This window comes from Schaalia odontolytica (genome assembly GCF_002847525.1).
GTDB lineage: Bacteria > Actinomycetota > Actinomycetes > Actinomycetales > Actinomycetaceae > Pauljensenia > Pauljensenia odontolytica_B.
Genome location: NZ_PKKM01000003.1, coordinates 187,281 through 205,457, shown reverse-complemented (window position 1 = coordinate 205,457; position 18,177 = coordinate 187,281). Strand labels below are relative to the sequence as shown.

The 18,177-nt window shown below is 66.3% G+C and carries 13 protein-coding genes; 7 read left to right on the top strand and 6 right to left on the bottom strand.

Annotated features, from left to right (window positions below):
• Positions 1 to 123: 123 nt before the first annotated feature.
• Both CYJ22_RS03065 and CYJ22_RS03060 read left to right on the top strand, forming a co-directional pair.
• Positions 124 to 3,177, top strand: a complete 3,054-nt coding sequence (locus CYJ22_RS03065; protein WP_101600991.1) for a choice-of-anchor M domain-containing protein — start codon at positions 124 to 126, stop codon at positions 3,175 to 3,177.
• Between the two features lie 81 nt (positions 3,178 to 3,258).
• A complete protein-coding gene (locus CYJ22_RS03060; protein ID WP_007588847.1) occupies positions 3,259 to 4,047 on the top strand; it encodes an SDR family NAD(P)-dependent oxidoreductase in 789 nt (262 codons plus the stop codon).
• A gap of 75 nt (positions 4,048 to 4,122) precedes the next feature.
• On the opposite strand, the gene pyrE is transcribed toward CYJ22_RS03060, so the two are convergent.
• Positions 4,123 to 4,692 carry an orotate phosphoribosyltransferase gene (gene pyrE / locus CYJ22_RS03055; RefSeq protein ID WP_007588857.1) on the bottom strand — a complete coding sequence of 190 codons (570 nt, stop codon included), beginning with the start codon at positions 4,690 to 4,692 and terminating at the stop codon, positions 4,123 to 4,125.
• A 26-nt stretch (positions 4,693 to 4,718) separates the two neighbouring features.
• Positions 4,719 to 5,540 (bottom strand): HAD-IIA family hydrolase, encoded by an 822-nt coding sequence (locus tag CYJ22_RS03050; protein ID WP_007588854.1) that lies wholly within the window; start codon positions 5,538 to 5,540, stop codon positions 4,719 to 4,721.
• Here CYJ22_RS03050 and CYJ22_RS03045 point away from each other — a divergent pair.
• The 3 genes from CYJ22_RS03045 (at position 5,539) to fbaA (ending at position 10,656) form a co-directional block, all read left to right on the top strand.
• Positions 5,539 to 6,267, top strand: coding sequence for a TrmH family RNA methyltransferase (locus tag CYJ22_RS03045; protein ID WP_101600988.1), 729 nt, complete (start codon positions 5,539 to 5,541; stop codon positions 6,265 to 6,267). The genes CYJ22_RS03050 and CYJ22_RS03045 overlap by 2 nt on opposite strands.
• 218 nt (positions 6,268 to 6,485) lie before the next feature.
• On the top strand, positions 6,486 to 9,506 hold the full coding sequence (locus CYJ22_RS03040; RefSeq protein ID WP_007588852.1) for a family 20 glycosylhydrolase: 3,021 nt from the start codon (positions 6,486 to 6,488) through the stop codon (positions 9,504 to 9,506).
• Positions 9,507 to 9,630: 124 nt separating this feature from the next.
• A complete protein-coding gene (fbaA, locus tag CYJ22_RS03035) occupies positions 9,631 to 10,656 on the top strand; it encodes a class II fructose-bisphosphate aldolase (RefSeq protein WP_007588850.1) in 1,026 nt (341 codons plus the stop codon).
• Between the two features lie 515 nt (positions 10,657 to 11,171).
• Here fbaA and CYJ22_RS03030 read toward each other — a convergent pair.
• Both CYJ22_RS03030 and CYJ22_RS03025 read right to left on the bottom strand, forming a co-directional pair.
• Entirely contained in the window at positions 11,172 to 11,594 is a 423-nt protein-coding gene (locus CYJ22_RS03030) for a hypothetical protein (RefSeq protein ID WP_133124153.1), read from the bottom strand.
• Positions 11,595 to 12,160: 566 nt separating this feature from the next.
• Entirely contained in the window at positions 12,161 to 13,627 is a 1,467-nt protein-coding gene (locus CYJ22_RS03025; RefSeq protein WP_207760498.1) for a flotillin family protein, read from the bottom strand.
• A gap of 265 nt (positions 13,628 to 13,892) precedes the next feature.
• On the opposite strand from CYJ22_RS03025, the gene CYJ22_RS03020 reads away from it, so the two are divergent.
• Together CYJ22_RS03020 and CYJ22_RS03015 are read left to right on the top strand one after the other, a co-directional pair.
• Entirely contained in the window at positions 13,893 to 14,573 is a 681-nt protein-coding gene (locus CYJ22_RS03020; protein ID WP_431768511.1) for a hypothetical protein, read from the top strand.
• A gap of 93 nt (positions 14,574 to 14,666) precedes the next feature.
• Complete coding sequence (locus CYJ22_RS03015; RefSeq protein ID WP_101600981.1) at positions 14,667 to 15,872, top strand: hypothetical protein; 1,206 nt, start codon at positions 14,667 to 14,669, stop codon at positions 15,870 to 15,872.
• A 192-nt stretch (positions 15,873 to 16,064) separates the two neighbouring features.
• Here CYJ22_RS03015 and CYJ22_RS03010 read toward each other — a convergent pair whose 3' ends face one another.
• Positions 16,065 to 16,808, bottom strand: coding sequence for a glycerophosphoryl diester phosphodiesterase (locus CYJ22_RS03010; RefSeq protein ID WP_101600978.1), 744 nt, complete (start codon positions 16,806 to 16,808; stop codon positions 16,065 to 16,067).
• Positions 16,809 to 16,848: 40 nt separating this feature from the next.
• Positions 16,849 to 18,111 (bottom strand): DUF4032 domain-containing protein, encoded by a 1,263-nt coding sequence (locus tag CYJ22_RS03005; protein WP_101600976.1) that lies wholly within the window; start codon positions 18,109 to 18,111, stop codon positions 16,849 to 16,851.
• Positions 18,112 to 18,177 lie beyond the last annotated feature (66 nt).

The following is an 18,177-nucleotide window of genomic DNA, read 5'->3' as shown; positions in this document are numbered from 1 at the left end:
GCGGGGGAGAGAGGAGGCTGCGTGAAACACGCGTGAAACATGCCTGATCGCTGTGAGTTGTGTGAGAGCTTATTTAGAGTGATAATGATTCTCACCTACAACATAGCTAGAAAAGGCACTCGAATGTCACACCTGCGACGCATCAGCACAGCTGCGCTCGCCCTCTTCCTGGCATTGACCCCCGCCGCCGCGTGGGCCGGTCCCGACCAGGACAAGGAATGGATCGTTACTGGACAGCACGTTGATGCACCCATCCCCGTCTGGCATGACGACACCAACAGCTTCTCTCTGAACACCATCAACATGCCGATGGAGAAGACCGCTCTGTGGATTCCCAAGGCATGGACCGGCACCGGCGAGAAAGACGAGGCGAAGTCGCAGCTCGTCATCCCGGCAAAGCGTCCCGACCTGGCCTTCCTGGGTGCCGAGGGCACCGTCCTGAACGCTGCGCCTCAGAATCCCGGCCCCGGTAACACACCCATCTGGGCGGGCCTCGGCGCCGGCGAAATCGGAGACACCGACAAGTTCGAAGGCGAGACCTACACGCTCGACCTCATCAGCGTCGACGGCCCGGGCCGCATGGAGATGTTCATCGACAACGGTGACAGCGTGAACCGCTTCCTCTCCAGTCACGACACCGCGTACCGCAGCGTCTACAACCCGCGCCACACGCACCTGTACACGACCTTCACGCAGCCGGGCCGCTACGTCGCGAACTACAAGATGACCGCCCGTAGCGCCGACGGCACTGCCATCTACTCCTCGCCGATCACGCCGCTGGTCTGGCAGGTCGGCGGCGCGAACCCCGCCGACGGCACGATCAAGGACATTGAATCCGCGTACAACGCGGCGCGCGCTGAGCGCACCGACGGAAACGCCGCCACTCCGACCCTCACCGTGTCCCACCACGCCGAGCGCGAACACCCCGGTGATAACCACCTGACCGACATCACGCTCGACACGGGCGTCGCCACCGACACGGGCCGCGCGTGGATCACCGTCAACGGCTACTTCCTCACCGAGGTTCCCGTTGAAGGTGGCCGAGCGACCGTCTCCGAGCTGCTCGGCGCCGATACTGCGGCCGTTCAAGCGATCTACATTCCCGGTGACTCCGCCTCGGCGCGCTGGATCTCGCAGACCGTCCACTACTCGCAGAAGGACACCGAGCCCGTCACCGTCGGCGGCACCGACACGATCCTCGGTCCCTCCAACCCGGATCCGGCTCCCGTGTGGAACCCCGACCACCTGCCGATCTCCTCGCGCCGCGTCGAGGTCTCCTACGACCTCCTCCCCGGCTCGACCGATCAGTACACCGCCACGGTGCGCGCCAACGACCCGACCCTGCGCGCCACCTACAAGATCGAGTTCCTCGAGTCCAAGTGGGATTTCAGCCCCTGGTGCTCCATGGAAGGCACCCTGGGCGCGGGCGGCATGGACATGAAGACGCAGGACCTCGGCGTGTGCCAGACCGACCCCATGTACATCCGCGTCACCCTGCGCCCCCACCCGCTCTCGGACGCGGTCATGACCGTCGCTGATGCCTCCGACGTGACCGTCGGTTCCCATGTGGGCCTGACTGCGATGCTCAAGATGCGCGACGGCATCGCCGCCCCCGAGGAACCGGAGCCCGCGCCGAACCCGACGCCCGCGCCTGCTCCCGCCCCCGACAACGGCGGAAACGACGCAACTCCGGACCCGGCCTCGTCCCTGCTGAGCGACCCCGTCGAGATCGCGCGCGGACACCTGGACGTGCGCCTCACCCAGGCGAGCGGTGAGGGCGGCCTCACCTACGGCCTGGCCGTCAAGGACGACTCCCTGACCAATGCGCGCACCTCCGTGCTGCGCACCGTCGGCTCCACGACCCTCACGGTTGCACCCAACGCGCGCTTCGTGCGTCCCGCGTCCCTGTCGGATGCGAGCTACGACGTGCTCGGACCGGTGGGCACTGCCACCTACGTGCTGCCCGAGACGCAGAACAGTGACATCGTGTGGCCCGGCCTGTCCACCGAGGGTATCGACTACGCTGCCCTGCCCGAGGGTGCCGACCTGACCCTGCACCTCGCGCAGGCTCCCGAAGGTGCGCGCGTTGCATTCTTCCAGGGCGGCACCTTCGGAGCGGGCGCGAAGGTTCACTTCGACTCAACGAAGGGCGACGGCGTCGTCCACACGACCGAAGCCACACACATGCACGGCAACTGGGTCTTCAGCGCGCCGGGTACCTACCGCATCGAGGTGGGCGCACGCAGCGGCGACCGCACGCTTGCGGAGCCGCAGTCCTTCACCGTCATCGTCCGATCCGGACGCCATAATGAGCAGCCCGCGCCGGTGGACGAAGAGCCTGTGCCGACGCCGTCTCCCGGCCCGTCCCCGGTGCCGGAACCGGTCCCCACCCCGGCACCTGAGCCGACTCCGGCACCTGAGCCGACTGTGGACCCGACCCCTGCTCCCGCGCCCACTGCGGATCCTGCTCCGTCGCCTGAACCGACCGTCGATCCGGCGCCGGCTCCGACCACGGATCCCGCACCTGCGCCTGCTCCGAGCGTTGACCCCGCACCGATGCCGACGCCGTTCCCCGCACCGACGACGGATCCGGCGCCTGCTCCGGCTCCCTCTCCGACCGCGGACCCGGCCCCGGCACCCGCGCCGAGCGCTGAGCCTGCGCCCGCACCTGCACCGAGCGCGGACCCGGCACCCATGCCGCGGCCCTTCCCGGCACCCGCACCCAGTGGCGGACCGGTTCGAGTGCCCGCAGCGCCCGCACCCGCGAGCAACGCTGGGACCCCGGCCGCTTCCGGCGCAAGTCGCACGGCCGCTCCCGCGGCCACGGGTGGCAGCGCGACCGGCGCACCTGCCGCCCGCAGCAACGGTGCGGCAAGTGGAACGACCGGTGCGGCCAGCTCCGCCCCGGTAACCGCCCCGAAGGCGGCTCCCGCGGCCACCCCGTCCGCGAGCCCCTCGGCTGCGCCCCAGAGCGGAGCGCAGAGCGGCGAGGCAGCGCAGAGTGGTAGCGTGGCCGCCCCCGAGAACGGGACGGCCGAGGCTGCGGGTACTATGCCGATCGCTGCGGCTGTTGATGGTGGCCGATCGGGCGGATGGAGCCCCTACTGGCTGGTCCTCCTCGTCATCCCGGCGGCTCTCGCCGGTGGTGGAGCCGGATACCTGATCCGGACCCGATGACACGCCAAGCCGGGGCGGGAGCGCGAAGCGTTCCCGCCCCGGCTTCGTGCTGCGCGCACCATGCGGCGCTAGACTTCCCCCATGGGAACAGCGCTGGTCACCGGAGCAACCTCCGGCATTGGTGAAGAATTCTGTTGGCAGCTGGCCGCCGCGGGCCACGACCTCGTGCTCGTCGCGCGCAGCGAAGAAGCCCTGCGCGCGCTCGCGGACTCGCTCGCGAACGTCGCCGGCGTGCGCGCCGAGGTGATTGCAGCGGACCTGTCGACCGATGAAGGCTGCGCACGCGTCGCCGCCCGGCTCGATGTGGGAGGGCCGGCCGATCACGACAAGCCCGACCTGGCTCCCGTCGACCTCCTCGTCAACAACGCCGGCTTTGGACTTGGAACCGACTTCCTGGACAACAGCCTCGACAATGAAATCAACGGCCTCAACGTCATGGTCCGCGCCGTCATGACCCTGGCCCACCACGCCGGCATCTCCATGCGCTCGCGCGGACGCGGAGCCATCCTCAACGTCGGCTCTGTCGCCTCGCGCACGGGAGCGGGCACCTACTCCGCCCACAAGGCCTGGGTCGTCGCCTTCACCGAGGGCCTCGCCGCCGAGCTCAAGGGATCGGGCATCACCGCCACGGTCGTCTGCCCCGGCCCCGTCGACACACCCTTCTTCGAGCGCGCGGGCGTCGACATGCGCTCGACACCCTCCTGGCTCATGGCCAGCCCCGAACAGGTCGTCACGGAGGCCCTCGACGCCGTGCGCTCGGGCCGCGTTCAGGTCACCCCGACCATCCCCTACAAGGTCGCCATGGGCGCCATGAAGGTCGCCCCGCGCTGGGTGACCGCGCGCGCCATGCGCTCTGTGCCCCACATGTGAGGGCACGCGCACCGATACGAGGCCGGGGCCAGGTTCACGCAGAACCCGGCCCCGGCCTCGTCAATGCAAGCTGAATCAGGCCAGGCCGATGTCCTCCAGGCCCAGCGCGTAGAAGTACGGGAAGCCCTCGGCCTCAATGCGCTCCTTCGCGCCCGTCGCGCGGTCCACGATCACTGCGACGGCGACGACGTTCGCGCCGGCCTCGCGCAGCGTGAGCGCGGCCTCCAGCGGAGAGCCGCCGGTCGTCGACGTGTCCTCGAGGACGACGACGTTCTTGCCGACGACGTCCGGGCCCTCGATGCGGCGCTTCATGCCGTGATCCTTCGCGGCCTTACGCACGACGAATGCGTCCAGGTCCAGGCCGCGCGACGCGGCGGCGTGCATCATCGCGGTCGCGACGGGGTCCGCACCCATCGTCAGACCGCCGACGGCCACGTACTCCTCGCCCACCGCGAATCCGGACTCCTCCAGGAGGTCCAGCATGACGTGGCCGATGAGGGGAGCCGCCTCGTGGTGCAGGGTCGAGCGGCGCATGTCGACGTAGAAGTCGGACTCGCGCCCCGACGCCAGGGTGACCTTCTCGTGGATGACGGAGAGTTCCTGAACGAGGGCAGCCAGGCGCGCCTTGTGGGAATCGTTGGTCATGGGTGTTCCTTCCGGATCGGTGTGGGTCAGTGCGCCGCCTCGACGAGCTCGATGAGATCGCCGATGCCCTCGTGGATGCCGAAGGGGCGGAACGGGAAATTGTTGATGTCCTCGCGGGCCGTGGAACCCGACAGGACCAGGTGGGTGCGCAGGCCTGCCTCGACGCCCGCGCGCACGTCCGTGTCCATGCGGTCGCCGACCATGGCGGCGCTCTCGGAGTGCGCGCCGATCTTGTTCAGGCCAGCGCGGATCATGACGGGGTTCGGCTTGCCCACGAAGTAGGGCTTCTGCCCGGTCGCCGCCGTAATCATTGCGGCGATGGCGCCGCAGGCGGGCAGGGTGCCCTCGTCGGAGGGGCCCGACACATCAGGGTTGGTCGCGATGAACTTCGCGCCGCCCTCGATGAGGCGGATTGCGTGGGTCAGCGCGTGGAAGTCGTAGGAACGCACCTCGCCGAGCACCACGAACTCGGGATCGATCTCGGTCATCACGTATCCCGCGGAGTGGATCGCGGTGGTCAGGCCGGCCTCGCCGATGACGTACGCTGTCGAGCCGGGCGACTGCTGGTGCAGGAAGGCGGCCGTCGCGTTCGCGGAGGTCCAGATGTTGTCCTCGGGGATGTCCAGGCCGGAGTTCGCCAGGCGCGCGGACAGGTCGCGGTTCGTGAACACCGAATTGTTCGTGAGGACCAGGAAGGGGATGTTCTTCCCGCGCAGAGCGGCGAGGAACTCGTTCGCGCCCGGAAGCGCTCGATTCTCCTTGACCAGGACGCCGTCCATGTCAGAGAGCCACGCGGTGACGGGAGGCAGATCGGTCAGTGGTGTCGGTTCGTGCGTCAGGGCAGTCATGCCTCCATTCTACGGTGCCGCTAGGGTGGGATCCGTGAACGAGTTCGAAAACGGGTGTGACATCGCGCGTGATGGCGCGTGCGGGAACGACGAGGCCGGGGCCGCGCAGTCTGGGCAGGTCGGGGTCGGTCCGTGGCCGGGTGGGGAGGCCGCCTGGCCGGTCGGCGAGCACTACGATCGGGAGCTTCTGGCAGCGGGGGATCGGCGCAACGTCGAGGACCGCTACCGCTACTGGACGATGGATGCGATCCGCGCGGACATCGCCGCCCGCTCGCTGCCCTTCGAGGTGGCAGTGGAGAATCTCGATCACGACTTCAACATCGGGTCGATTGTACGAACGGCGAATGCTATGGGTGCGCGCCGCGTGCACGTCGTGGGGCGCAAGCGGTGGAACCGACGCGGCGCGATGGTCACCGACCGCTACCTGCCGGTGGATCACCGTCCCGAAGTGCGTGAACTCGTTGAGCATTGCTCGAAGGAAGGCTTGACACTCGTCGGCGTCGACAACGTTGAGGGGTCCGTCGCGCTCGAAGGCGCGGTGCTGCCTGAGCGAGCCTGCCTTGTGTTCGGATCGGAGGCCTCCGGACTGAGCGAGGAGATGATCCGGGCGTGCGAGATCGTCGTTGCGATTACTCAGCGCGGTTCGACTCGGTCCATGAACGTTGGTCATGCCGCCGCGATCGTTATGTGGGCGCACGCGTCGCGTCTGGAGGGCACGCAAAGCTAGTGACTTGTGGGTGAAGTGTCAAACTGAAATACACTAATTAACCCGGTTGACCGACATTCTCGCTGACCAACTGTTCTTTTACCGTTTCTATTGTTTTTAACCTCCGACCTTTGATAGGCTTTGCAAGCCAAAAAGTAGTCGGAATGGATACGGAGCATCCGTTTTAATTCGGGCTTTAGACAGTTTGCGTGGAAGCAAACCGTTGAACAGGAGAATTAATGCCTCAGTCATCGCCAAGCCATGTGCGGGCACCGCGGCTCGCGCGCTCACGAGCGAAGGTCGCACTGATCCTCGCCTCCGTGTGTGCGCTCGTCACCGCGGTCCTCGTCCCCCTGACCTCCCACCTGCACGCGCAGGCCGCCCCCAATGTCCCCGTGACGATCCCCTCCCTCGAAGGCTGGACCCCGGCCTCGGGCACGTGGACACCCAGTGCCGGCCTCCAGATTGTTCGCCCTGACTCCGCCGAAGCCGCCGGCGTCAGTGCTCTGCTGAGCCGTGCCCTCACCGACGCCGGCATCACCGGCATCACCGAAGGAACCGGAGCCGCAGCCTCCAACGCCGTCACTCTGACGATCAACGCGTCCCGCAGCGACCTCGGTGATGAGGGCTACCAGCTGACCGTCACCGGAAACGGTGCGCAGATCACGGCCGCCACCCGCGCTGGCCTCCTGTGGGGCGCGCGCACTCTCGAGCAGGCCGTCCGCTCGGGTCACGGAAGCGTGCCCGCAGGCTCCGTCACCGACATTCCGCGCTTCGCAGACCGCGGCGCCACTCTGTGCGCCTGCGGCACCCACATCACGACGGACTGGATCACCCGACAGATCGACCGCATGTCCGACCTGAAGATGAACTACCTGTCCCTCGAGCTGCGCCTCAAGTCCGACAAGTACCCCGCCACCACCTCCTTCTCCTACTACACGAAGGACGAGGTCAAGGCCATCGTTGCGCACGGCCGCGAGGTCGGCGTCCGCGTCGTCCCGCTCCTCAACGCCCCCGGCCACACAGGCACCATCCTTGGCAACTTCCCGCAGTACCAGGTCGCTGACGACTCCGGCAAGAAGAGCCCCAACCACCTCAACTTCATCGACCCCGCCGCCCAGAAGTTCTACTTCGACCTCATCGACGAGTACATGGACACCTTCGGCTCCACCGAATGGCACATGGGCGCCGACGAGTTCTTCTTCAAGCAGGACCCCGGCGACTTCAAGAAGTACCTCCAGCAGATTCGCAACCACTACGGCGACCAGTCCATGACCTTCGACGCCGCCTTCAACGACTTCGTCAACAAGGTCAACGCGCACGTGAAGTCCCGAGGCGGCACGCTGCGCCTGTGGAACGACGGCATCGCCGATATCTCGCGCATCCCGATCGACAAGGACGTCATCATCGAATACTGGGGCAAGGGTGAGTCCAGCAAGAAGAACGCCAACCGCGGCCTGCCTGCGAAGGCCCTCGTCGACGCCGGTTACACCCTCGTGAACGCCTCCTCCGCCCTGTACTACTACCGTGATCAGCCGTCCTCCTACGTCATGCAGGTGCAGGGCCTGGAAGGCGTCTACGGAAAGTGGACGATGAACACGTTCTACCACAACGAGAAGTACTCGGTTCCCGACGCCTCCATCCGCGGAGGCAAGGTCTCCATCTGGCAGGGTGGCCACGGTATGGTCACCGACCATGAGGCAGAGGCCTGGGTCGCCGAAGGCCTGCGCTACGGCGCCCAGATGTTCTGGAACGCGAAGACCCCCAAGGCCGACGGAAACGTTGCGGCTTTCAAGGCGCGCATCAAGGCCCTGGGTGAGCCCTCCACCTACGTCGACCCCACGCGCGACACCCTCGCCCCCGGCCAGTACACGATCGCACTGGCCGACGGACGAGCCCTGAGCGTGTCGGGTGGTGCCCCGACCGCGGGAACTACCTCCGATAACTGGGATCTGACCGCCACGCCCGACGGCTACTACCGGATCCGCTCGGTCAACACGAACCGCTGCCTCGCCGTCTACTCCGAGGAAACGCCGAACTCCGAGTCCCACGTGTCGACGACCCCGGGACACCCGGTAACCGCCTACGCGTGCGCCGATACGAGCCAGGAATTCACCCCCACCTTCCAGGGCGACTACGCGACGCGTAACCCCCAGAAGTGGGTCGCTGAACCCGCCGAGGGTGGCTTCCGCCTGCGTAACGCCATGACCAACCAGTACCTGAGCGTCATCGACTCCGGCTACCTGTCGCGTCGCCCCAACGGTGGCGAGAAGACCGCCGAAGGTACCGTCGCGCAGCTGCCGTTCGATGTCACCGTCAACAGCCACTCGGTCTTCACCCTCACCTCCCAGGCCTCCTCGGCCCTCGACGTGAGCATTGAACGCGTTGGTGACGAGGCCTACCCGAAGACCGCCCTGTCCGGCATGAACCGCGCCTCCCTGCCCATCGTCGGCGACGAGAACTGGGGCGAAACCGTCCTCAAGGTCTCCGTCACCAACAAGGGCAACAAGGAAGCGACCAAGATCCACCTGACCCCCGCGGTCTCGAACTCCTGGAAGCTCGCCAACGGACCCCAGCCGATCGACCGCCTCGCCCCCGGCGAGACCCGCGTCGTGAAGTTCTGGGCGCGCCCCACCACCGAATTCGGTGAAGCGACCTTCACCGTCACCGTCTCGCACTCCGGTGAGAAGACCGTGGCCAGCGAAGGCCTGATCGGCGTGTGCGGCCCACGCATCGAGGCCAAGGCCGTGGCAGCCGACTCCGTCGAAACCCGCTGGGAGCACGGCGAGGAATCCAAGGCCACCGACGGTGATCCCGCGACCTACTGGCACTCCCAGTATGTCGATGCCAACGAGGCCAAGCTGCCCGGCACCGACAACGCCCGCAAGTGGCCGCACTGGATCGACCTGAAGATCGGCGACGGCGCCACCGGATACGACGTCTGCGCCGTCACGTACACGCCGCGCGCCGGCAACGGACCCAAGGCCTCGGGCCGCGCCAAGGACGTCCAGATCTACCTCGCTGGATCGCGTGACGCCCTCAAGGGGCAGGGTGACAACAAGGCCGACGCCAAGGCTCAGGGCAACCCCATCCTCGCGACGACCTTGGCGAACGTCCCCGACACCGTCGACATCCCGGTTGCGGGCAACGGCTCCTACCTCCGATTCCGTGGCACGAATGCGCAGGGAGACGTCGCCAAGACTCTCACGGACGTCATGTCCGTCGCCGAACTCGGAGTCCGCGTCGGCCGCTCCAACTGACGCATAACAGCAGGGGAGGGGTTGGAAGAAAACCGTCCAAACGGGACTTCCTTCCCCTCCCCGCTCGTGCAAAATGTGAGAGAATCTATCACGACAAAACTGTCACTCGATTAGGAGGCTCCAAGTGCCTATCGCAACCCCTGAGGTCTACGCAGAGATGCTGAATCGCGCACGGGATGGCAAGTTCGCCTACCCCGCGATCAACGTGACCTCGTCCCAGACCATCACCGCCGCCCTCCAGGGCTTCGCCGAGGCCGAGTCCGACGGTATCCTCCAGGTGTCCGTTGGCGGCGCCGAATACGGCTCCGGCTCCACCATCAAGAACCGCGTCACCGGCTCGCTGGCCCTCGCTGCCTACGCGACCGAGGTTGCCAAGAACTACGGCATCACCGTGGCTCTGCACACCGACCACTGCGCCAAGCAGAACATCGACTCCTGGGTCCGCCCCCTCCTCGAGATCGAGGCCGGCCAGGTTGCCGAAGGCAAGCTGCCCACCTTCCAGTCCCACATGTGGGACGGTTCCGCCATCGACCTCGACGAGAACCTCGAGATCGCCAAGGAACTGCTCGCCCTGTCCGTCAAGGCCAACACGATCCTCGAGATCGAGGTCGGCGCTGTCGGTGGCGAGGAAGACGGCGTCGTTGGCGAGATCAACGAGAAGCTGTACACCACCACCGCCGACGCCATCAAGACCGTCGAGGCCCTGGGCCTGGGCGAGAACGGCCGCTACCTGACCGCTCTGACCTTCGGCAACGTGCACGGCGCCTACAAGCCCGGCCACGTGAAGCTGCGTCCCGAGCTGCTCGGCACCATCCAGAAGGAGGTCGCTGAGCACTACGGCCTCGACCACCGTCCCTTCGACCTGGTCATGCACGGCGGCTCCGGCTCCACCGCCGAGGAGATCGCCACCGCTGTCGCCAACGGCGTCATCAAGATGAACGTCGACACCGACACGCAGTACGCGTTCACCCGCCCGGTCGTTGACCACATGCTGCGCAACTACGACGGCGTCCTCAAGATCGACGGCGAGGTCGGCATCAAGAAGCAGTACGACCCGCGCACGTGGGGCAAGTCGGCCGAGGCCGGCATGGCCGCCCGCGTTGTCGAGGCCTGCGAGCGCCTGGGCGCTGCCGGCACGCAGATGCGCTGAAACAATCGCTGAGAGCCGCCTAGCGGCCTGATGCGTGAGCCGCCCGGCCCCTGTGGGGCCGGGCGGCTTCGTTGTGTTTGCTGGGCCGGGCTGCTTGATGCACCCGTGGGCGGCGGCCCGCCCGCTCGCCGTCCGCGCTGCGAGCTTCGCTCGGCGCGTCGTCTCGAAGCCCGGCCAGGCCCCGCCGCCGCCCACGGGTGCCGCAGCCTGGCCCCGCCGCCGCCCACCGGCACCGCGGCCAGGCCCCGCAGGCCTCGCGGCGGCCTCCACACCGGTGGGGCCTGGTGTGCTGGTGTGTTGTTCGTCGTTCCGTAATTTCGCATGCAATTCCCCGCCAGTATTGTGCTGGTATGTATCAGTTTGTGGTGTTACGCCACTTGTGTTTGTGAATTGCATGCGACTTTTGCTTAACGCTTGCCTCGCGACCGCCCACCGGCACCGGGGCCAGGCCCTCCAGGCCCCGCGGCGGCCTCCTGTCGGTCGGGCTTGTCGTTTGTGTGTTGCCCGGCCTGGTCCTATGCGGGATTCGCGGCGCGTGCGCCGAGCATGAGGAGGCGCGCGATTGTTGTGGACAGGATGAGCGTGCCGACGCACACGTACATAAAGGGGCCGGGTGCCTCTCCGATGAGGAGTCCCTCGAGCAACCAGGTGAGCAGGAAGAGGCCGAAGAAGCTCCACATGCATCTTGCTGCGCTTGTCATCAGCTGCTGTAGCGACAGAGTGTGGATGCGAAGTGCGACAAACCCAAAGAAGATAGCGAGCGGGAGTGGAATGAGCGCGCCGAGCACAGTAAAGACAGTGCGATAGGCGAGTTGCGGATACGTGTCATAGACGTCGGCGACCAACAGGTAGGCCAGTCCTGCCACACCGAGAAGAACGAGGCTGCTCAGAGCGGCCCCAACCCTCACGAGGAGGGAGCCTTTCGCTATGCGTTCCATACTTAAGTATAAGTAGGTGGCTAGGTCGTGTGGAGGGTTTTGATGGCTTTTTTGCTCTAGGTTCTCGCTAGGTTCGGCTGGATTCTAGTCGTGCTTGTAATGCCGGGAAGCCAGGTCGCGACACATTATGGTTTCCCTCCAATGTCGCACGTAATTCTCCCGTGACTGCTTAAATATGTGAAATAGCGTCGTTGGAATTGCAACGTTTTCTAGGTATCTCAAAAAGTGACCGGATTAAATTACGTGCGATTTTTTGAGGGGAGTGGAGCATCGGTGGTGGAGAAGGGCACCGATGGTGGAGAAGGGCGCTGACGGTGGGATGGGGGCGCCGAAAGTCGGGAAAGGGCCGAGCAGTGGGGCGGCGACGGTGGAGCACCGACAGCCAGTAAAGGCATAGCAGCGGGGCGAGATCCCGAAGGATCCCGCCCCGTATTACACGCGCTATGTATCGCGAGCGACCACTATCAATAGCTGCCCGCCTCACGTATGGAGGCTCCTCGCGCACTGTCGCGCTTCGCGCGGCCGCGGCGCAGGTGGCTACTGCCCGCGTTGAGCGTGAGCCTCGCTTACTCCTGCGCAGTCGTCGGAGAGGCGGCGTCGCGCACGCCCTCCGCAACCGCGTCGGAGATCGTCGGGGAGACAACCTTGGCGCCCACGAGGGCCGTGAACATCTGCTGAAGGTCCAGACCCAGCGAATCGCCCAGGCCCGCGTTGATCTGGCTGATCGACTTCGTAATATCGCCGACCATCTGGGCGTTGTTGCCCTCACCGTACATGGTGATCGTGTCGACCTTGGAGAGTGGCTCGGCCACGGCGCGCGCCACCTCGGGCAGCGCACGGAAGTACATTTCCAGAACGGCCGCCTGGTTCATCTTGGTCATGGCCTCGGCCTTCTTCTCGAGACCCTCGGCCTCGGCCGTCAGCTTGGCGCCGATCGCGGAGGCCTCCGCGCGGCCTCGAGCCTCGATACCCTGGGCTTCGGCGAGCATGGCCTGCTTGTCGGCATCGGCCTTCTTGGTGCGCTCGAACGCCTCGGCCTCGGCCTGGCGCTGGCGCGCGTACAGGGCCGCGTCTGCCTTCTTCTCGGCGGCGTAGCGGTCGGCGTCGGCCTTCGCGTTCACCTCGGCCTGCAGGGCCTGCTTGGTGACGACGACTTCCTTCTCCTTGATGACGGCCTGCTGCTCCTGCTTGACGATGTCGGCCTGCGCAGTCTCGCGCTCGATGTCGCGGCGCTGAATCTGCGACTGGATCTCGTAGGCGGCGTCGGCCTTCGCCTTCTCGGTGTCGGCCTCGACCTTCAGAGCGGCCTGGCGCTTGGCGAGGTCCGTCTGCTTCTGGGCGATCTCCAGCTGGGAGGCGACCTGGGCGTCGTTTGCTTCCTTCTGGGCGACCGCGGTCGCCTGCGCGACCTCCTTCTGCGCGTTCGCCTTCGCGATGGCCGCGGTCTTACGGATCTGCTCCGTGTTGTCGATACCGAGGTTATCGATGACGCCGTTCTGGTCGGTCACGTTCTGGATGTTGAAGGCGACGATCTCGAGGCCCATCTCCTCCAGGTCCTGCTTCGCGTTCTCCTGAACGCGCTCGGAGAACGCCGCACGGTCGGTGATGATGTCGGTCAGGCGCATCTGGCCGATGATCGCACGCAGGTGGCCCTCGAGAGTGTCACGCACCTCCTCGGAAATTTCGGAGGTCGTCTTGTACAGGAAGTTACGCGTCGCAGCGCGGAACAGTGTCGGGTCATCGGTCGCGATGCGGACCTTGACGGCGGCGTCGACACGCACGTTGATGTAGTCGTTGGTGGGGACGAAGTCCGTCGTCTGGGCGTCGACGGAAATCATCGAGGCCGTCATGGTGTCCACGCGCTCCAGGAGGGGGAACTTCCAACCCGTCTTGCCGTGGAGGACACGCTGACCGCGCGGGCCGGAGATCACCTTGATTTCGCCGGGCGACGCGGAGACGAAGCTCGCCCACAGGAACATAAGGAAAAAGAGAATTGCTACGCCGGCAATGGCTGCGAGGAACAGAAGAGGCATGGTAGCTGCTTTCACGTGAGGGATGCGGCCCCCTTGTCCGTAGAGCCGCGTAACGGGTCAGGATAGCAGCGTATGACACGGGACTCAAACCTGTCCGCGTGCAGACGCGAGAGGCCTGTGCGGGGATCGTCGATCCCCACCAGCCTCTTGAAACCGGCTGATTGTGCGCCGTATGATGGGGCAACTGCGCAATGGGTCGCAGCGTGGAACGCCCAACGACGGGGTTCGATAGCAGAGAGTCGGTGACGCCATGAAGAAAGTGCTGATGACCGTTCTCGCCGTCCTGTATGTGGCCCTCATGACCGGCTTCTTCTACATGCTCATGAGCGACGAGCATCATTTTCTTCCCGAAAAGCCCGTCCTCTACCTGTACCCGCAGGAGGAGCAACAACTGACGGTGACGCTCGATCTGGAGGGCAGCCTCGACACCGTGTATCCGGCCCCGGACATCCAACGCACGACCGAACGAGGGACCCAGGCCTCGTGGACCGTGACGGCGGCGCCCGATGGAACGCTCGCGGACCAGGCGGGTCGCACCTACCCGTCGCTGTTCTGGGACGGGGAGATGACCCTCCCGGATCCCGACGCCGGGTTCGTGGTCTCCCGTGAGGACGCGGTGCCCTTCCTGGAGGATAAGCTCGCCCAACTCGGGCTCACCGACCGCGAGGCCGCCGATTTCATTACCTATTGGGCTCCGCGGATGCGCGCCTACGAGTACACGTTCGTGTCCTTCGATGCGAGCGTCTACACGCAGCGCGCCTCCTACAGCTTCACGGACGAGGCCGGGGCGAGCGTCACGCCGGATACGTTCATTCGGGTGTTCATGACGATCCGCGAGGCCGATGCGAATACCGTCGTCCAACCGCAGACTTTCGCGCCTCCACCGACGCGCACCGGCTTCACAGCTGTCGAGTGGGGCGGGGCACAGCGACACAAAATCTCGTAACTGACCGCGCGGGCGAGCGAAAAAGCGACCCACGCGACACAATGGAACAATAGAGTGGTGAGACGTCCTCACCACGGACAGGAAGGTAGCGACATGGCCCAGGAATGGACTCGCATTGAAGGCATGATCATCGGCCACGATCTGGATCCCAGCGTGGTCGCCGGCGAGCTGAAGGAGCGGTCGATCCTCGCCCAGCTCGAGTGGTTCCCCTCCTCGCCGCAGCTGCTCGGACTCAATGTCGCGGTCGATAAGGAGCGCGTCGCTACCGTGCCCGCCGGATCGACGGAGGTTGTTCCCGGCCCCACCCCCGCCGAACTGGCCGACGAACTCGCCATCCTGTTCGACGCCGAGGTGCGCATCGGTAACGCGACGGCCGACCACCTGCCCGAGGGAGACTCGCCGCTGAGTAAGGTATGGCCCTCCGATGAGGAGGAGGCTGCGGCCGTCGAGCCCACCCCGACCCGCATCGTCGAGATTGGTCGCACCCCCGCGTCGTCCGTGCCGCTCCTGGCAGCCCTCGAGGGCGTGGACCTGGGCGACCTTGAGCTCGCCGAGGGGCACCGCGCGCTTCTCGCTGAGCTGCCCGCCGAAAAGGAGGGCTGGAACTTCGGCGATCTGCCCCTCGTCACTCTCTCCGTGACGGACGGTGAATTCCAGGTCTTCCTGGTCACCGACGACCACCTCGAGCACATCATCTCCCACAACTGGGGCATGGACGCTGCGATCGTCCCCGGCGGACACGACCGCACCGCTGAACTGCCCGGCGAGGTCATCGACCTGGTGGGCGATCGCCTCGATCTCCTCGAGATTGCCGAGGCCGTCCCCGGCTCCGACGCCGACGCCCTGTGGGCGTCCGTGGCCACGACCGGCGAGGAATCGGTGTGGAAGGTCGTGCGCGCCCTCGGCCTGCCCGGATCCGTCGCCGGCTTCCTCCTGGGCGCCACCGACATTGAGGACGTCGAGGGGGCGTCCGTGCACCTGGCTCGCGGCATCTCCAACGCGATTGGACGCAGTGTCGACATCATGATGGGTCAGCCGCAGTCGGTCGTGAAGCCCTTGTGGAACTCCTACGAGTCCGTGGCTGTCGAGCGTCCGTGGATCATCCACGCCGCCGTCGCCGCCGAGGCCATCGTTGGTACCGGCATGCTGGTTGCCGCCGTGCGTGCCTCGTCGCCGCGCTCGGGCTGGATGCGCTTCGCTGGTATCGTGGGCGGCCTGATGGTCGTCGATTCGATTGCCGAGCTGTCGCTGGCCAAGCACGTCTCCAAGCGCTTCACACGCCGCGCAGGCGAGGCGTAAGGAGCCGTCCGTCGCATACGTATCAGGTAGCCGGGGTCGTGTGAGCGACCCCGGCTGCTTTGTCTGTCGATGCTGGCGCGGGCGCAGGCCGCGCGCGTATTCGTAGGTAATCAGGTCGGTGGTGGCGCGGGCATGGCCCGCGCGCGTATTCGTCAGCAATTCAGGGTGGTGGCGCACAAGCGCCCGCACCCGTCAGGCCTTCAGGGCCTCGGCGGGGAAGTCCTGCGGGCGATCCGTGAAGATGCCGGTGACGCCCCACGAGGCCAGCTCACGGGCCTGCTCGACGTCGTTGACGGTCCACACGTTGACCTCGAAGCCCGCGTCGCGCATCGCGCGCACGTCGGACTCGGCGAGGCCCTCAACGCCCGGGTGAATCGCTGTCGCACCTAGAGCGGCCGCGCCCTCGCGCCACTCCTCGGAGGCGCGCTCGATCAGCCAGCCGAGCGCAACCGTCGGGCAGGCCTCGTGGAAGGCCGCGAGGAGGTCGTGGTCGAAGGAAGAGACGATGAGTCGGGACGGAACCTTGTCTCCGGCGAGCGTGACGGCCAGGGCCTCGATCAGGCGCTCACGCAGGCGATCCCCGCCCGCGCAGGGCTTGATCTCCAGGTTCGCACCCATCTGCTGGGCGTGCGCGAACGCGAGGGCATCCGCGGCCTCGGGAATGCGCTCGAAGCGGTACGTGTCGGAGAACCAGCGCCCCGCGTCGAGCCGGCGGATGTCCGCGAATCCAAGCTGGTAGTACGAGCCGGACCCCGTTGTCGTGCGGTCCAGGGTGTCGTCATGAATGACGATCAGCGAGCCGTCGCCCGTGATGTCCACGTCGAACTCGAACCAGCGCGCGCCGACCTCCATGGCCTTAGCGAACGCGGCGATCGTGTTCTCGGGAGCCAGGGAAGACGCGCCCCTGTGGGCGAAGATGCGAGGAAATTCAGACATAGGTGCTCCTAGCGTGAACGGGACGGGGCGTTGTGCCCCCTCACCATAGGTCGGGGTTCGCCTCGGCGTTGAGCATGGACGCGCGACCTGGGGCGGGCTCGATGAGGACGGCCTCGTCGCGCTTGGAGGGCAGGATCGTCTCCACGTACGAGGCCACGGCATCTTCTCGTGATACGTCGTGGCCGGCCTGCTGGGCCATGTACCAGCGGTGCTCGAGATACTCGTGGTAGAGCTGCGCGGGCTCCAGCTTGCCCGCCAGCTCGCGCGGAATCGCACGTACGACGGGGGCGAACACGTCGGTGAGCCACTCGTGGGCGGCCTGCTCGAGGGGAAGGTCCTGGAAGCCGTTCGTCGCGCGCCACACGTCGATGTCGGCGAGGAGACGCGCCGCCTGGTGCTCGCCGACGTCCATGCCGGTCAGGCGCATGAACTTGCGGTTGTGGTGGCCGGCGTCGACCACCTTGGGCTGAATGACGAGGCGCTCGCCGGAGGAATCGGTGGCCATGTGCAGCTCGGCGACGTCGAAACCGAGGTCGTTGAGGCGGCGGATGCGCTCACTGACGAGGTACTGGCGCTGCTCGTTGGGAATGGACTCCTCGGCGGTGACTTCGTTCCACAGCAGGTCGTACTGGGTGCGGATGCGGTCGCCGACGTCGATGGGGTCGGCGTCTTCGGGGAAGAAACCGCCGGCCTGGAGGTCCATGAGTTCGCCGATGATGTTCGTGCGGGCCAGGTCGACGTCGTACTCGCGCTGGCCGGGAGTGAGCTTCGGGTGCAATTCGCCGGTTTCGGCGTCGACCAGGTAGGCGGCAAACTCGCCTGCGTCGCGGCGGAACAGCGTGTTCGACAGGGAGACGTCGCCCCAGTAGAAGCCCAGGAGGTGGAGGCGAACGAGGAGGAGGGCGAGCGCGTCGATGAGGCGCGTCGCGGTGTCCTCGCGCATCGACAGGGAGAACAGCGCGCGGTAGGGGAGGGAGAACTGCAGGTGCTCGGTGATGAGGGCCGCGTTGAGTTCTTCGCCCTCGGGGCTTTCGCGTCCCGTGATGACGGCGACCGGTTGGACGGACGGGGCGTCCAGACGCTTCAGATCGCGCAGGCGGTCGTACTCGTGATGGGCGACCGTCGGACCGATCTCCTTGACCGCGAGCACGCGCCCGGACAGGTTGACGAAGCGCACGATGTGGCGGGAAATGCCGCGGGGAAGCGCCGCGAGCAGGTTGGACGGCCACTCCTCGAGGGGAACATCCCACGGGAGGTCCAAAAGGGCGGGGTCGACTGCAGCCGCCGTAATGTCCAGAGCCATGGTCCCCATTGTCGCATCTCGAGCGCCGTGCGTATAGCCCCGACTCGGCATCTGCGCTAGTCGCGG

Excerpts from the sequence above, each read along its gene's own strand:
- CYJ22_RS03065 (WP_101600991.1), top strand. The coding sequence starts at position 124 with ATGTCACACCTGCGACGCATCAGCACAGCTGCGCTCGCCCTCTTCCTG.
- CYJ22_RS03060 (WP_007588847.1), top strand. The coding sequence starts at position 3,259 with ATGGGAACAGCGCTGGTCACCGGAGCAACCTCCGGCATTGGTGAAGAA.
- pyrE (WP_007588857.1), bottom strand. The coding sequence starts at position 4,692 with ATGACCAACGATTCCCACAAGGCGCGCCTGGCTGCCCTCGTTCAGGAA.
- CYJ22_RS03045 (WP_101600988.1), top strand. The coding sequence starts at position 5,539 with ATGCCTCCATTCTACGGTGCCGCTAGGGTGGGATCCGTGAACGAGTTC.
- CYJ22_RS03050 (WP_007588854.1), bottom strand. The coding sequence starts at position 5,540 with ATGACTGCCCTGACGCACGAACCGACACCACTGACCGATCTGCCTCCC.
- CYJ22_RS03040 (WP_007588852.1), top strand. The coding sequence starts at position 6,486 with ATGCCTCAGTCATCGCCAAGCCATGTGCGGGCACCGCGGCTCGCGCGC.
- CYJ22_RS03030 (WP_133124153.1), bottom strand. The coding sequence starts at position 11,594 with ATGGAACGCATAGCGAAAGGCTCCCTCCTCGTGAGGGTTGGGGCCGCT.
- CYJ22_RS03025 (WP_207760498.1), bottom strand. The coding sequence starts at position 13,627 with ATGCCTCTTCTGTTCCTCGCAGCCATTGCCGGCGTAGCAATTCTCTTT.
- CYJ22_RS03020 (WP_431768511.1), top strand. The coding sequence starts at position 13,893 with ATGACCGTTCTCGCCGTCCTGTATGTGGCCCTCATGACCGGCTTCTTC.
- CYJ22_RS03015 (WP_101600981.1), top strand. The coding sequence starts at position 14,667 with ATGGCCCAGGAATGGACTCGCATTGAAGGCATGATCATCGGCCACGAT.
- CYJ22_RS03010 (WP_101600978.1), bottom strand. The coding sequence starts at position 16,808 with ATGTCTGAATTTCCTCGCATCTTCGCCCACAGGGGCGCGTCTTCCCTG.
- CYJ22_RS03005 (WP_101600976.1), bottom strand. The coding sequence starts at position 18,111 with ATGGCTCTGGACATTACGGCGGCTGCAGTCGACCCCGCCCTTTTGGAC.